Raw genomic sequence first — 13,756 nt, 5'->3', positions numbered from 1 at the left:
TGATTTCGTTGGTCAGCCGGCGGTGACGGTGGTGTCGAGGAACTCCTTGTCGACAAGGTCGTGTGTGCTGAGCCCGGCGGGGACATTCGCACCGCCCTTGCGCAGAATGGGCGCGAATTCGTCGATGACGCGCTGCACCCGGGCCTCGTCGAAACTGCCGATCACACCGTCGGTGTCGGCGCCGACGAGTCCGCTGTCGATGAGGGTTTTGGAGCCGAAGGCGGCCTGGCCCGCGCTGTACGGGGTGAAGTTGGCGCTCTTGGCGACCACATCCACGACAACGTCATCGACATGGCTCGGGTCGGCGCGGAATTGTGCTGTGGACCTTTGGATCATGGGAACCAGCTTCCGCAGGCAGGGCCGCAGTTCGTTCAGCTTGTCCTTGCGGACATTCACGGTGCGGGCATAGCCCTCGTAGCCGACATCACGCAGCAGTTGGTAGCCGACCGGCTTGTTCCACGCCTTCACCTCGTGCTCATAGACGTACGGCTCGGAGTTGACGAAGCCCTGCTGGGCGAAGGAGGGATCGGCGACGAAGCGGGACGGGCCGTTGTCGTAGGAGTTGTCGATCTGCTCGGCGTTCAACAACCCTCGGGCCACGAGCCAGTCGGGGTACAGCTGCCCTTGGGAAACCACCACGGGCGCACCGGCTTTGCCGATATCGGCGATACCGTGCCAGTCCGGATGGGTCTTGGGATCCCACATGAGCATCTGCGGGCTGCCCTTCAGCAGCGTGGTGACCGCGACAATGGGCTGTTTATCGGCGGCGGCGATGGCGTGCTCAGAGTGCGTGAGCCCCAGGGTGATCGAGGAGTCGACGTACATCTGCGAGGGCACGGTCTGGAAGCCGATGGCCGGTCCGCCCGCCCGGATCTCCAGCTTGACGCCGGTGTCCTTACCGTCGACCACCAGCGGGCCGGTGACCTCGTTGTTATCGGAGTCGACGTGATAGCCCGGCCCGAGCAGGCCGAAGATCGGACCGGAGTCGGTCTCGGGCTCCCACTGCAACTGCACGACCACGGTGGCCGGGCAGGATCCGGCGAGTTGCTGTTCGACGGGTGCGGCGGGGAGTTGTACTGCCGCGGAGTCGGTTTCGGAGCTGGAGCAGGCGGAGCCGGTGGCGACCACGACGGTCGCGAGGGCGGCCAGGCTCAGCCCGCGCAGGGAGTTGTGCATGAGTTCTCCACAGGGTGTTGATGATTCAGCGGCCGGACGCGTGCCAGCGGCCGACGGTGAGGCGCTGGGCGGCGGTGAAGAGGGCGAAGACGGCGACACCGAAGAGAGCGGCCAGCAGCAGGGCCGCGAGCAGATCCTCCGATTGCAGTCGGGAGCGATAGGTGTCGAGCAGGGTCCCGATTCCGGGCTGGCCCTTGGCGAAGAACATGTCACCGATGACCGCGCCGGTCACCGAGAGTCCGGCGGCGGTGCGCAGACTGGCCATGATCGACGGCAGTGCGGCGGGAAGCTCCAGCGATATCAAGCGGCGCAAACGATTCGCGCGGCCCAGCGTGAAGAGTTCGCGCAGATTCTTGTCCACCGATTGAATACCGAAGAGCGTCATGGCGATGATCGGATGTACCGCGATCAGGACGCAGACCATGGTGCGGGCGGTGAGGCCGTAACCGAACCAGAGGCCGATGAGCGGAACCACCGCCAGGACCGGAATCGCCTGCAATACAACGGCATAGGGGTAGACCACGCGTTCGACGACCTTGGCCTGACTCATCAGCACGCCAATGGCGACGCCGATCAGGGCGGCGCAGAACAGACCGGTGACGGCCACCCGGGCGGTCACGGCCAGCGCGCGCAGCATCACCTCCAATTTCGCCGGGTTGGAGAGGGATTCGGCGAATACCCGGTGCGGCGGCGGCAGCAGGAAGCGACGATCCGGGGCCAGCAGCACCAGCGAAACCGTGTACCAGGCGGCCAGCGCCAGACCCGTACAGACCAGCGGCACCATGGCTTTGCGCAGCAGGCGATAGGGAAGGTGCCGGGCGGGGTGGCTGAACGTCGGGGCGGAGACGGCGAGACCGACCATTACGAAGCCTCCTTCAGGGACCGGGAGACCCGCGATACCAGTTCGGTGAAGGCGGGCTCGAAGCGCAGTTCACGATCGCGCGGATACGGCAGATCGATATCGATGACCTCGTGTACGCGGCCGGGGCGGGCGGACATGACCACCACGCGGCCCGCCAGGAAGACCGCCTCCGAGACCGAATGGGTGATGAACAGGGCGGTGAAGGCATTGTCGCGGTAGAGCCGCAGCAGCTCCTCCTGCATGCTCAGCCGGGTGATCTCGTCCAGGGCTCCGAAGGGTTCGTCCAGCAACATGAGCTCGGGTTCCAGGGTGAGCGCCCGGGCCAGCGAGACCCGCATGCGCATACCGCCGGAGAGTTGACCGGGGAGTTTGCCCGCGAAGTCGGCGAGCCCTACGGCGGCGAGGGCGCGGGTCGCGCGTTCGCGCCGGGCGGTGCGGTCGATACCGCGCAGTTCGGCGCTGAGCTCGACATTGCGCCGCACCTTGCGCCAGGGCAGCAGGGTGGCCTCCTGGAAGATGAAGCCCACCGAATCGGTCTGCACCGCAATGCTTCCCGAGGTCGGTGGCTCCAGTCCGGCGGCCAGGCGGAGCAGGGTGGACTTGCCGCAGCCGGAGGGCCCTACGACAGCGACGAATTCACCGCGCCGTACCGCCAGGTCGATATCGGTGAGGGCGACGACCGCATTGGAGCCGGTGTCCGCGTAGCGCTTTCCGATACCGCTGAACGAGATCTCCGTATCGGGCAGGTCGGTCGCCGTTGTCCCGGCCGGGTCGCGCACCGTGTCGTGGAGGACCACCACACTCACCTTCTCTCACTTGTATTGCGTGCACTTCGTGCGTGAGATCAGTGTTGTCGATATGAATTACATGCAATCGCATGCCTGTTTCCAGTTCATTAACTGTCATTGCATTCCGACCAGCTTCCGGACCAGCTCGCGTTCGTCGACCCGCGTGCTGCGGCCGTCGCGGATCACCGGCTCACCGTCCACCCACACCGTGTCCACCACCCGGGGCGAGGCGGTGGTGAGCAGCACGGCGCCGGGATCACGCGCGGGCAGGCAGGCGAAATCGCGGTCGAAGCGGATGAGGGTGAGGTCGGCGCGGTCACCGACGGCCAGACCGGAATGCGTTGCGGGATCGCCCAATGCGCGTGCCGCGCCACGGGTGGCCAGGCGCATCATGTCGTGGAAGCCGAGCAGATCGGCCCGCCTGTGGTGTGCGCGTTGCAGATACGCGCCCATGCGCAGGGCCAGCAGCATGTCCTGGGTGTCGTTGGAGGCCGCACCGTCCACGCCCAGGCCGACACCCACTCCGGCGGCGAGCATTTCGGGGATCGGGGCCACACCGCTGCCGAGTCGCATATTGCTCAACGGGTTGTAGGACACCGAGACTCCGCGTTCGGCGAAGACCGAGCGGCCGTACTCGTCGAGTCGGACGCAGTGCACCGCGAGGGTGCGCTCGCCGAGCAGGCCACCGGCATCGAGGTAGTCGACCGCCGAGCAGGCCGCATGCAGTCGGCACATGTCTTCATCGGTGCCGGTCTCCAGCAGATGGATGGAGATGGTCTTCCCCGTCGCGTCGGCGTACTCGCGCACGGCCGCCATACCCTCGGGGGTGAGGCAGCGCGGGTTCGGTACGGCCAGGGCGGTGCTGATCCGCGAGCCCGCGAGCTCCTTGTCCAGCTGGTCGATATGCGCGAAGACCTCCGAAAGCGGCTGCACCAGACGGGGATCCATCCCCCACTTGCGACTCGGGTCGGCACGATCGGCGATACCGCGGCCGAAGACGACCCGAATCCCCAACTCGCGCAAGGCCCGCAGCGCCGCGGCGGGCACCTGCTCCGAGGGGCTCGGCCACATATGTTCGACCACCGTGGTCACACCGCTGCGCAGCAGCTCGAGACCACCCGCGAGCGCCGCGAGATAGGTCTGCTCGGGTGTCGCCGCCACCGTGAATTCGCCTACGCAGTGCAACCATTCGAGCAGCGGCAGCCCCTCCCCCGCCCCGCGCAGAATCGACTGCTGCAAATGCGTGTGCGTATTGACGAAGCCGGGAATGAGGTGGCCGCCGCTGCCGTCCACGCGCGGACTGTCGCGCGCGGGATCGGCCGCACCGGGTCCGATCGCGATGATTCGGCCATCCTCGACCACCACGTCCTGCCCCGAAACCCATTGCGGGCCTTCCGCGGTGGCGGCGTAGACGGTGACATCACCGATGACTGTGGACAGGGCTGTAGCGGGCACCATGCGGCATTCCTCCGGGAAACGCGGCTGGTTCGCCCACCCCTTCCAGGCGGTGCACATGCGTCCGTTGCAGCCATGAACGCCGTGGACCGAGCCTAACCACGCCATGTTGCATGCGAGTTAACCCTGCCGGACCGATCCACAGATCCGACTGCATCCAGTACCTGCCCCCGCCATCCCCGGCATACTTTTGGCCGGGATGACGAGGGGGCGCGTCGAGAGTGCCGCGCAGAAAGGGTTACGCCGAGAGAGCCGCGCCGAAGTGGCTTCAGGGCTTGGGGTCCGCGCCTATGGACAGGATCTCCACGGAAGGCGTGCGATCGGGTTCGGTGAAGTTCAACAGGGCCCGGGCCTCGGATTCGACGGCGGCCCGCTCGGCCTTGGTCCAGTCGCGCCGCGGGCTGATGCGAAGACGGGCGGTGTCGCCCGTGGCGAAGATCTTGTAGATCCCGGAGAGGTAGCCGTCCACCAGGACCGGAGAGACCTGGTTGGCGAATGCCCGCAGTGGCGGGGCCGCGCCGTCCGGGATGATCCGGCTGCGGTCCTGGTGGGAGAGCAGCACATTGTCGTACCAGCCGAGCAGGCGGACCGGGGCCGGGAGATCCGGATCGGCCAGTTCGGCATCGGCGGCGTCGTAGAGAGTGCGGCCGCGGTCGTCGGTATAGGTGCGGACCCGGTCGCCGAGCTTGGCGACGGCGGTCTTCATACCGGTGAGCTTGGACCAGGTCTGCATATCCATGGTGGTGGCCGGGCCGAAGGCGCGCAGATAGCGCAGCAGCAGCTCCTCGAGGGGGTAGCCGTGGTCCAGGGGTGCGCCCAGCCAGGGCTCGACTCGGGACCACACCGGGCGGCTGCTGTCCCGCCAGCGGCCGCGCGGCGGAGTTTGCAGTACGGGGAGCTGGTAGAGCCAGGTCTGCAGTACCGCACCGGGATCGCGGTCGGGGTAGAGCTCGACGGCCCGGGCGCGCAGCTCGGCGGCGGACATGGGTTCGTCGCCGAGCACCTTCTCCCCGTGTGCGCGCACCTCGTCCGGGTCGAGGCCGACCATGGCTCCGTAGTTGAATCCCTTACGGAACGGGATCTTTTCGAGCTCCGGCTGGATATGCGGTGCGATGCGCAGCGCGTCCGGCGGGGTGACGAGGTGAATGGTGCCGCGCATCAGTGTGATTCGCACCAGCGACCGGTCGTCCAGCGCCGCCGACACCGAAGCCTGGTCGAAATCGACTGTGCGGCTCCACAATGCGAGGAACGGCGGCAGCATGTCCTGCGCCTGCAATCCGATCAGGTGATCGCACAGCTGCGGCACGCCGAGCGTGGAGCGCTCGAGCAGGTGCTGGCGCGCCAGCAGCGTACGGTTCAGAACCTGATTGGAGAGCTTCACAATTCGCCCACGCTACGGGATGTCCCGACTCAGCGGAGGGTGACGACGACCTTGCCGGTGGCGGTGCGCTTGTCCAGCGCCGAGACCGCCTCCGCGGTGTGCGCCAGGCTGTACAGCACCGGCTCCGGCGGGGCGATATCGCCATTGGCGAGCAGCGGCGCGACCTGCGCCCACTGCTCCTGCAGGTAGCCCGGGTGCGACATCACCCACTCGCCCCAGGCCGCGCCGATCACCTCGACATTCTTGAGCAGCAGGCGGTTCACCTTCACCGTCGGGATATCGCCCGCGGTGAACCCGACGACCAGCACCCGGCCCGCCGAGGCGAGCGAGCGAATGCTGTCGGTGAAGCGGTCGCCGCCGACGGGGTCGAGCACGATATCGACGCCACGACCACCGGTGATCTCTTTGACCGCGGCGAGCCAGCCATCGGTGAGCACCACATCGGTGGCGCCGTTGGCACGGGCCACCTCGGCCTTCTCCTCGGTGCTCACCACGGCGATGACGCGACCCGCGCCGAGTGCCTTGGCCATGCGCAGGGTGGAGGTGCCGATTCCACCGGCCGCGCCGTGCACCAGTACGGTCTCACCGGGTGCCAGACGGCCGCGCTTGGTCAGGCAGAAGTGCACGGTCAGATCGTTGAAGAGCACACCCGCACCGGCCTCCAGGGAGACATTGTCGGGCAGTTTGAACACCATTTCGGCGGGCGTGACCGCGAGTTCGGCGGCGGCATTGCCGAGCAGGGTCAGCGCGACCACCCGGTCACCGGCCTGTACGTGCGAATCCGCGGGGGCCGCACGGACAATGCCCGCCACCTCGCAGCCGACGATGTACGGCAGCGGCGGCTTCATCTGGTACAACCCGCGGGTCATGAGGACATCCGGGAAGGCGATTCCGGCCGCGTGCACCTCGATGACCACCCCGCCGGGGTAAGCCGCGGGCTCCGGCATATCGAGCACCTCGATGCTCTCGGGGCCTTCCAGCTTGCTCACCACGGCTGCACGCATGCCATCACTCCGATCAACCCAGCATTGGATACTCCGCCGAACGTAACCCATGCGCAGGCGGCGTGTCACCGTTGGCGTGCCGAACGATTGCGGCGGTCAGCGGTGCGCGTATTCGATCATGGCCTCATTGGCGACGACTTTCCCGCCGCTCACGATGGTCAGTGCCGCGGCGGTGACCGTGTACCGGGTGCCGTCTCCGGGGTTGGTGACGCTGAATCCGCCGGAGCCGTCGGGCACGGGATCATCGAGTTCGATACCCGCGCCGTCACTGTTGCGAGCACCCATGTAGTAGTAGCGGCCGACCCCGGTGCGGCAGATCAGCACGCGGGAGGCGGCGGTGCGGCCGATGGCGTAGGCGGGATTATCCGCTTTGCAGCGCGGATTGCCCGCGAAACCCTGTGCGTCCGTTCCGGATACGGATCCGATGAAGGCGGGTGTGGCCGGTGTGGTGGCGGGATTGCCCGGCTGGGTGGTCGGACCGGGCCGGGTGGTGTTCACGGTGCCGGGATTGCTCGTGGTGACCGTGCCGGGCGCACCGGGGCCACTCGCGGTACCGCCATTGTCGTTGCCGGACAACAGCAGCCAGGCCAGGATGCCGCCGAGCATGAGCACCACCGCGATGAGCGCGCCGACCACCATCGGTAGGGTGCCGCGGTCTCGCGCCGACGGCAAAGGCAGTGGGGCGGACGGATGTTCGCGCGGCGGAGTGGCCGGAATGCCGTACCGCGTCGGCTGCGACGCCTGATAGTCGACCTGCCCGGACCGACGCTCGCCGTACCCGACCGGACCCGACGGATGCTCGCCATAGCCGACCGGACCGGACGCCTGCGAGCTTCGAGGCGGAAAGGATTGCACTGCGGGAGGCGCCACCATGGTCGGCCCGACCGAGGCGCGGGTGACCTGGCTGTCGGCGTGCAGTAGTGCCACGCGCGCGGCGCGGGCGAGCTGCCCGGCGGAGGCGTAGCGGCGAGCCGGGTCCTTGGCCATGGCGGTCGCGATGATCCGGTCGAAGCTGGCGGGCACACCGGTGCGCGCGCTCGGCCGGGGCGGCGGGGCCATCATATGGGCGCGGATGGTGGAGAGATTGCTGTCGGTCTTGAAAGGTATTTCGCCGGTGAGGCTTTCGTACAGCACACAGCCCAGGGCGTAGATATCCGCGCTCGCCGAGAGTGCATTGTCGTGCTCGAATCGTTCGGGCGCCATATACGCGAACGATCCGATAGCGCTGCCCATACTGGTCAACTGCGCGTCCGATTCCGCGTGCGCGATCCCGAAATCCACCAGGTAGGCGAAGAGCTCGCCGGTGAGCAGAATGTTCGCTGGCTTGATATCGCGGTGCACCAGGCCGATCCGATGTGCCGCGTCGAGGGCGGCGGCGACCTGTTCGACCACGCCGACCGCGTGCTGCGGCGGCATCGGCCCCTCGGCCGCGAGGTAGCCCTTCAGATCCCGCCCGACCACCAGGCGCATATCGATGAACAGCACCCCGTCCACCTCACCCCAGTCGTGCACCGGAATGACATGCGGTTCCTGCAGCCGTGCGGCGGTATGGGATTCACGCCGGAACCGCTCCACATAGGTGGGCGATTTGGCCAGCTCCACATCCAGGAGCTTGATCGCCACGGTGCGATCGCGGATGGTGTCGTAGGCCTCGTAGACCTCGCCCATCCCGCCGACGCCGAGCAGACGTCGCAACTCGTACTGTCCGAACCGTTGACCGGCCCTGTCTCCTGCGGCCACGTCGCGCCGCCTCCCCTGTGTGAGTCCTGCCCCACGGAAAAGGCTACGGCGCGCGAGCCCGCCTGTCATGACCCTCGAAGGATCGGGTCAGCGGTGCGCGTACTCGATCATCTGCTCATCACCGAGCACATTGCCGTCCTTGACGATGGTCAGCGCCTGGGCGGTGATGCGGTATTGGGTGCCGTCGGAGAGGTTGGTCGCGGTGTAGCCACCGGAGCCGTCGGGCAGCGGATTCTCGATGATCTTGACCGCGCCGTCACTGATCCGGAAACCCTTGTAGAAGACACGATCGGTGGAGGTGTAGCAGATCAGCACGCGGGACGCGGCTGTCCGGCCGATCACCAGAGCCGGAACGTTCGTATTGCACCGGGGCGCATCGAGAAAGCCCTGTTCATCCGTGCCGGATACAGATCCGACGAGTGGGGCCACGGTGGCGGTGGGAGTCACGGCCCCGATGATGACATCACCATTATCGTTGCCGGACAACAATCGCCAGCTCAGCACGGCACCGACCAGTACGACTCCGGTGAACAGGCCGATCACGACGGGAAGTGAGAACCGTTTCGGCGGTGGCACTTTCAGCGGCGCGGAGGGATGCGGCCGGTTGGTCGGCACCGGGCGGCGCGCAGTCGGTCCGGCCCGAACGGGTCCCGATCGGCGATCGGCCGGAAAGGACTGCCGGACGACCATCGTCGTTTCGGTCGCGGGCACGGTGGCACGGGTCGGCTGGGCCTGGCGCACCGGTGCCAGGGCCGCCCTGGCGGCGCGGGCGAGCTGACTCGCCGAGGGGTATCGCCGCCCCGGATCCTTGGCCATGCCGACCGCGACCACCTCGTCGAAACCGACCGGTATGCCGGGTCGGGAGCTGGGGCGCGGCGGTGCGGTCATCATGTGCGCGCGAATGGTGGAGAGATTGTTGTCGGCCTGAAAAGGCGGCCTGCCGGTGAGACTTTCGTACAGCACGCAGGCCAGTGCGTACACATCCGCGCTCGGGGCGACCGCCGTACTGTGCTCGAAGCGTTCGGGCGCCATATATCCGAATGATCCGATGGCGCTGCCCATACTGGTCAGCTGGGCGTCGGATTCGATGTGCGCGATACCGAAATCGACCAGATAGGCGAATAATTCGCCGGTCAGCAGAATATTGGCGGGTTTGACATCGCGGTGCACCAGTCCGATCTGATGCGCGGCGTCGAGGGCGGCGGCGACCTGCTCCACCACCTCGACCGCCTGGCGCGGCTCCAACGGACCGCGCCCGGCCAGATGCTCGCGCAGATCGCAGCCGTTGACCAGGCGCATATCGATATACAGGACACCGTCCACCTCACCCCAGTCGTGCACCGGAATGACATGGGGTTCCTGCAGCCGAGCCGCGGTGCGGGATTCGCGGCGAAAGCGCTCCACATAGGTGGAGGATTTGGCGAGTTCGATATCGAGCAGCTTCAACGCGATCGTTCGATCGCGGACGGTGTCGTAGGCCTCGTAGACCTCCCCCATACCGCCGACGCCGAGTAATCGCCGCAATTCGTACTGTCCGAACCGCGAACCGGCCCTGTCCCCGTTGGCCACCCGCGACCCTCCCATGGTGCTGTCTTGCAACGGGAAAAGGTTACGGGCCACACCCTTCCCTGTCATGTCCCCGGCAGAAGTCGGTCCCGACTGATAGGAGTATGAGGCGACTCGACGCGAGTGTGTGACGCACGCCCCGTAAAGTCATGTCACAGCAAGCACCGCACGAAACGCGGCACACCGTGCAGCGCGAGGAGCACCAAAGTGTCAGTCGATCAGCCACTCGCCCCGCTTCCCGAGGAGGGCATGGGCTTCGCCTCGGCGTGGCCTGTCCGGGCTGGCGACGTGGATCCCTATCAGCGACTACGGTTCGACGCCGTAGCCCGCTATTTGCAGGATATTGCCTGGGAGGAAATGCATTCCGGGTTCTTCCACCGCACCGACCCGGCCTGGATCGTGCGGCGCACGATCGTGGACGTGGTCCGGCCGATCCACTGGCCCGAGCGGGTGGAGTTGACCCGCTGGTGTTCGGCCATGTCGACCCGGTGGACGAATATGCGGGTGCGGATCACCAGTGCGAACGGCGGTCTCATCGAGACCGAGGGCTTCTGGATCAATATCAACGAGTTCACCAATATGCCGACCCGCATCAGCGATGAGGGCCTGGCCGAACTCGCCCGCACCACCAGTGAGCACCGGCTGCGCTGGCGGCCCATGCTCACCGATCACACGCCCCCGGAGTCGGACACCGATCTGACATATCCGGTGCGTGCCACCGATATCGACCAGTACAACCATGTGAACAATGCCGCGTACTGGCAGGCCGTGGAGCAGTACCTGGTGGATTATCCCAAGCTGGTGGCGGGACCGCACCGGGCGGTCATCGAGTACATCGCACCGGTGCTGGCGCGCCAGCACGTGAGTGTGCGCAGCCGGTACGAGCCGGGTGACCGGACCGGGCATCCGGTGCTGCGGCTGTGGTTCGTGGTCGGCGGCATCACCACCACGACGGTGCGGATCGGACCGCTCCCCACGGAGTGAGTGGCGCGGCGCGAAATCGCTTGTTCGCCGGACATTCCCCTCACAAATCGCGATCGCTGAATGTTTGCCTGGCACACTCTGCACAGGCCGATCGCCCCGAGGTGATCGAGAACAGGAGATCGCCCGGATGAAACCCGCCAGTTATGCGCTGCTCGCCGTCACGCCGCTGCTGATCGCCGGACTGGCCGCCTGCGGCGGCTCCTCGGACTCGGCGAAGAGCAGCACCGCCGCCACCGCCAAGCCGACCACTTCGACGGCCACCGCCTCGGGCCAGACCGCGCCACCGACCCTGTCCCCCAATCCGACCCGGCCGCCGATCCCGCCGGCGCCCACGCCCGCCGATGTCGACTGCGGGCCGATCACCGGGGCCAATGGCGGTTCGGCGAATGTGATCGCGTACTCGAATCAGGCCGGTATCCCGGGCTGCACCGAGGCCGTCACGGTCGCCAGCGACTACGTGAACGCCACGCGAAGTGGTGATGCCGCGCAGGTCGACGGCTGGACCTGTGAACCGCAGCCGGACAACACCGTTCCGCACATCTGCTTCAAGGACGGTTTCCTGATCGGCCTGCGTGGTACGGCCGCCCCGAATCCGCCGACCCCGCCCACCACGACCGCGCCGCCGACCACCACCACGGTCCCGGTCGACAATGCCAACTGCGGCACCGTCACCGATGCGGGCGGCGGCACCCGCACCGTCATCGCGGTGGGCACCCCGGCCGGTCGCGTCGGCTGCACCGAGGCCATCAATGTCGCGACGCAGTACGTGCGAGCGGTCAGCGATACCGATGTCGCCACCATCGACGGCTGGAGCTGCAATGCCCAGCCCGATGCCCAGGTGCCGTCCATATGCGCCAAGGACGGGCTACTGATCAACCTGCTCGCACAGTAATCACGACCTGCGAAAACGAGTGTGGCCCACCCGAATCGGGTGGGCCACACGTCGTTGTTCATGCCGGAGGGCTCAGCCCTTGGCGGCCTTGAGCAGATCCTCGAGGCTGGTGAACTTCACCCGGGGACGGCCCGCCGCCTTACCCGCGGTGCGCTCGGCCTGATCGATGGCCTTCCAGCCGTCGCGGCCGACCATATCGGGCTGGCGCTCGGTGAGCAGCGCGTCGAGCGCGGCCCGATCCGCCTGCGGGGCAGCGAGTTTGCCATTGGTGAAGTCCTCGATCAGGTGATCGACGGTCTCCTGCGAATCGACCCGGTTGGAGCCGATCACGCCGCGCGGGCCGCGCTTGATCCAGCCCGAGACGTATACGCCCTGCACCGGATCGCCGTTGACGTCCACGACCCGACCGGCCGCGTTCGGCACCACGCCCCGGTTCTGGTCGAACGGGATATCGGCGATGGGCTGACCGCGGTAGCCGATGGAGCGCAGCACCAGGGAGGCATCCAGGCTGCCGGTACGGTCCGAGGCGCGGGCGGCGGTGTGACCGTTCTCCTGGACGAGTTCGTTATGCACGTACTCGACCGTCTCGACCTTGCCGTCACCGGTGAGGGCGGTCGGCGAGACCAGGTAGCGGAAGACGATGCGCTTATTGCCCGGCTTCGGCGCGGTGGCCGCGTACTCCTTGGCGAGGGTGTACTTGAGCGCGAGCGAGGGCTCCACCTCCGGATCGTCCAGCTCGGCCCGGCTGGCCGGATCGAGCTCCAGCTCGGCCGGATCGATGATGACGTCGACACCCTTCAGATGGCCGAGCGCCAGGAACTCCGAGGAGGTGTACGCCGCCTGCAGCGGACCGCGACGGCCGAGTACCACCACCTCCTGGATATTGCTGCGGCGCAGCGCGTCCAGGGCGTGATCGGCGATATCGGTCTTGGCCAGCTCATCGGGATCGACGGTCAGCACGCGCGCCACATCCAGGGCCACATTGCCGTTGCCGACGATGACGGCCCGCTCACCCGAGAGGTCGAATTCGCGGTCCGCGAAGTCCGGATGCCCGTTGTACCAGGCCACGAACTCGGTGGCGGAGATACTGCCGGGCAGGTCCTCGCCGGGAACCTCGAGCTTGCGGTCGGTCGACGCACCGTGCGCGTAGAGCACCGCGTGGTGGTGCGCGAGCAGCTCCTCATGCGAGATGTGCTTGCCCACCTCGACATTGAGCCGGTACTGCAGCGCGTCGCGGCGGAACGCCGATTCGAACAGGCTCGATACCGATTTGGTGCCCGGATGATCCGGGGCTACACCCGCGCGCACCAGGCCGTAGGGGGTGGGCAGCCGATCGAACAGCTCCACCTCCACATCGGCGCGGCGCAGTAGCTCCTCGGCGGCATAGCAGGCCGCCGGGCCCGCGCCGACGATGGCGACGCGTAGCGTGCCGAGCTCCTTGGGCGCGCGGGTGGGCGGTACCAGCGGCTCGAAATTGGATTCGAGCGGATGCCGGACGAAGTACGCGGCATTGATGTCCTTGAACCGCGCCAGCGATGCGAGCAGATCGTCCTCGGAGAAGATCGCGTCGACCGGGCAGGCATCGACACACGCACCGCAGTCGATGCAGGTATCCGGGTCGATGTAGAGCTGCTCGGTCGTGGAGAACTCGCGTTGCTCTGGGGTGGGACGAATGCAATCGACCGGACACTCGGGTACGCAGCTGGCGTCGTTGCAACAACGCTGCGTGATCACATAGGCCATATCTCGCAGATCCTCGAAACAGTCGCGTGGTGCTACTCCGCTCGGGGTTCGAGCAGGGCGGTAGAACACGTTCTAATATATCGGCGCTCCGGCACCTCACAGCACGCAGGTGTGGCAGCACCTTTCAGTGTGCCTCGAGTGTGAGGCGGGTCTCCTGCCGGGAGC

Annotated in this window: 11 protein-coding genes; 2 read left to right on the top strand and 9 right to left on the bottom strand. The window is 67.0% G+C overall.

Going from position 1 to position 13,756, the window contains the following annotated elements; translation table 11 throughout:
- Window positions 1-12 precede the first annotated feature (12 nt).
- From OHB26_RS14925 to OHB26_RS14890, 8 genes are all read right to left on the bottom strand, one after another.
- On the bottom strand, window positions 13-1,176 hold the full coding sequence (locus OHB26_RS14925) for a nitrate ABC transporter substrate-binding protein (protein WP_330184761.1): 1,164 nt from the start codon (window positions 1,174-1,176) through the stop codon (window positions 13-15).
- A gap of 25 nt (window positions 1,177-1,201) precedes the next feature.
- On the bottom strand, window positions 1,202-2,038 hold the full coding sequence (locus OHB26_RS14920; RefSeq protein WP_442942947.1) for an ABC transporter permease: 837 nt from the start codon (window positions 2,036-2,038) through the stop codon (window positions 1,202-1,204).
- Window positions 2,038-2,835, bottom strand: coding sequence for an ABC transporter ATP-binding protein (locus OHB26_RS14915; RefSeq protein WP_442943014.1), 798 nt, complete (start codon window positions 2,833-2,835; stop codon window positions 2,038-2,040). Before OHB26_RS14915 ends, OHB26_RS14920 begins: the two co-directional genes overlap by 1 nt.
- Before the next feature lie 105 nt (window positions 2,836-2,940).
- Entirely contained in the window at window positions 2,941-4,284 is a 1,344-nt protein-coding gene (locus tag OHB26_RS14910) for an amidohydrolase family protein (RefSeq protein ID WP_330184760.1), read from the bottom strand.
- 265 nt (window positions 4,285-4,549) lie between these two features.
- Window positions 4,550-5,662 (bottom strand): winged helix DNA-binding domain-containing protein, encoded by a 1,113-nt coding sequence (locus OHB26_RS14905; protein ID WP_330184759.1) that lies wholly within the window; start codon window positions 5,660-5,662, stop codon window positions 4,550-4,552.
- A gap of 29 nt (window positions 5,663-5,691) precedes the next feature.
- Complete coding sequence (locus OHB26_RS14900; protein ID WP_330184758.1) at window positions 5,692-6,666, bottom strand: NADPH:quinone oxidoreductase family protein; 975 nt, start codon at window positions 6,664-6,666, stop codon at window positions 5,692-5,694.
- A gap of 96 nt (window positions 6,667-6,762) precedes the next feature.
- A complete protein-coding gene (locus OHB26_RS14895; protein ID WP_330184757.1) occupies window positions 6,763-8,406 on the bottom strand; it encodes a serine/threonine-protein kinase in 1,644 nt (547 codons plus the stop codon).
- A gap of 87 nt (window positions 8,407-8,493) precedes the next feature.
- On the bottom strand, window positions 8,494-9,975 hold the full coding sequence (locus tag OHB26_RS14890; RefSeq protein WP_330184756.1) for a serine/threonine-protein kinase: 1,482 nt from the start codon (window positions 9,973-9,975) through the stop codon (window positions 8,494-8,496).
- A gap of 204 nt (window positions 9,976-10,179) precedes the next feature.
- On the opposite strand from OHB26_RS14890, the gene OHB26_RS14885 reads away from it, so the two are divergent.
- Together OHB26_RS14885 and OHB26_RS14880 are read left to right on the top strand one after the other, a co-directional pair.
- Window positions 10,180-10,956 (top strand): acyl-[acyl-carrier-protein] thioesterase, encoded by a 777-nt coding sequence (locus OHB26_RS14885; protein ID WP_330184755.1) that lies wholly within the window; start codon window positions 10,180-10,182, stop codon window positions 10,954-10,956.
- Window positions 10,957-11,083: 127 nt separating this feature from the next.
- Window positions 11,084-11,848 carry a hypothetical protein gene (locus OHB26_RS14880; RefSeq protein WP_330184754.1) on the top strand — a complete coding sequence of 255 codons (765 nt, stop codon included), beginning with the start codon at window positions 11,084-11,086 and terminating at the stop codon, window positions 11,846-11,848.
- A gap of 72 nt (window positions 11,849-11,920) precedes the next feature.
- Here OHB26_RS14880 and OHB26_RS14875 read toward each other — a convergent pair whose 3' ends face one another.
- A complete protein-coding gene (locus OHB26_RS14875) occupies window positions 11,921-13,591 on the bottom strand; it encodes an FAD-dependent oxidoreductase (RefSeq protein WP_330184753.1) in 1,671 nt (556 codons plus the stop codon).
- Window positions 13,592-13,756 lie beyond the last annotated feature (165 nt).

Origin of the sequence: Nocardia sp. NBC_01503 (assembly GCF_036327755.1) — a bacterium.
Taxonomy (GTDB): Bacteria; Actinomycetota; Actinomycetes; order Mycobacteriales; family Mycobacteriaceae; genus Nocardia.
The sequence above is the reverse complement of the archived record's forward strand: the minus strand, read 5'-3'. Positions and strand labels throughout refer to the sequence as shown.

Coding starts and splice junctions, on each gene's coding strand:
- OHB26_RS14910 (WP_330184760.1), bottom strand. CDS start 4,284: ATGGTGCCCGCTACAGCCCTGTCCACAGTCATCGGTGATGTCACCGTC.
- OHB26_RS14880 (WP_330184754.1), top strand. CDS start 11,084: ATGAAACCCGCCAGTTATGCGCTGCTCGCCGTCACGCCGCTGCTGATC.
- OHB26_RS14925 (WP_330184761.1), bottom strand. CDS start 1,176: ATGCACAACTCCCTGCGCGGGCTGAGCCTGGCCGCCCTCGCGACCGTC.
- OHB26_RS14900 (WP_330184758.1), bottom strand. CDS start 6,666: ATGCGTGCAGCCGTGGTGAGCAAGCTGGAAGGCCCCGAGAGCATCGAG.
- OHB26_RS14875 (WP_330184753.1), bottom strand. CDS start 13,591: ATGGCCTATGTGATCACGCAGCGTTGTTGCAACGACGCCAGCTGCGTA.
- OHB26_RS14920 (WP_442942947.1), bottom strand. CDS start 2,038: ATGGTCGGTCTCGCCGTCTCCGCCCCGACGTTCAGCCACCCCGCCCGG.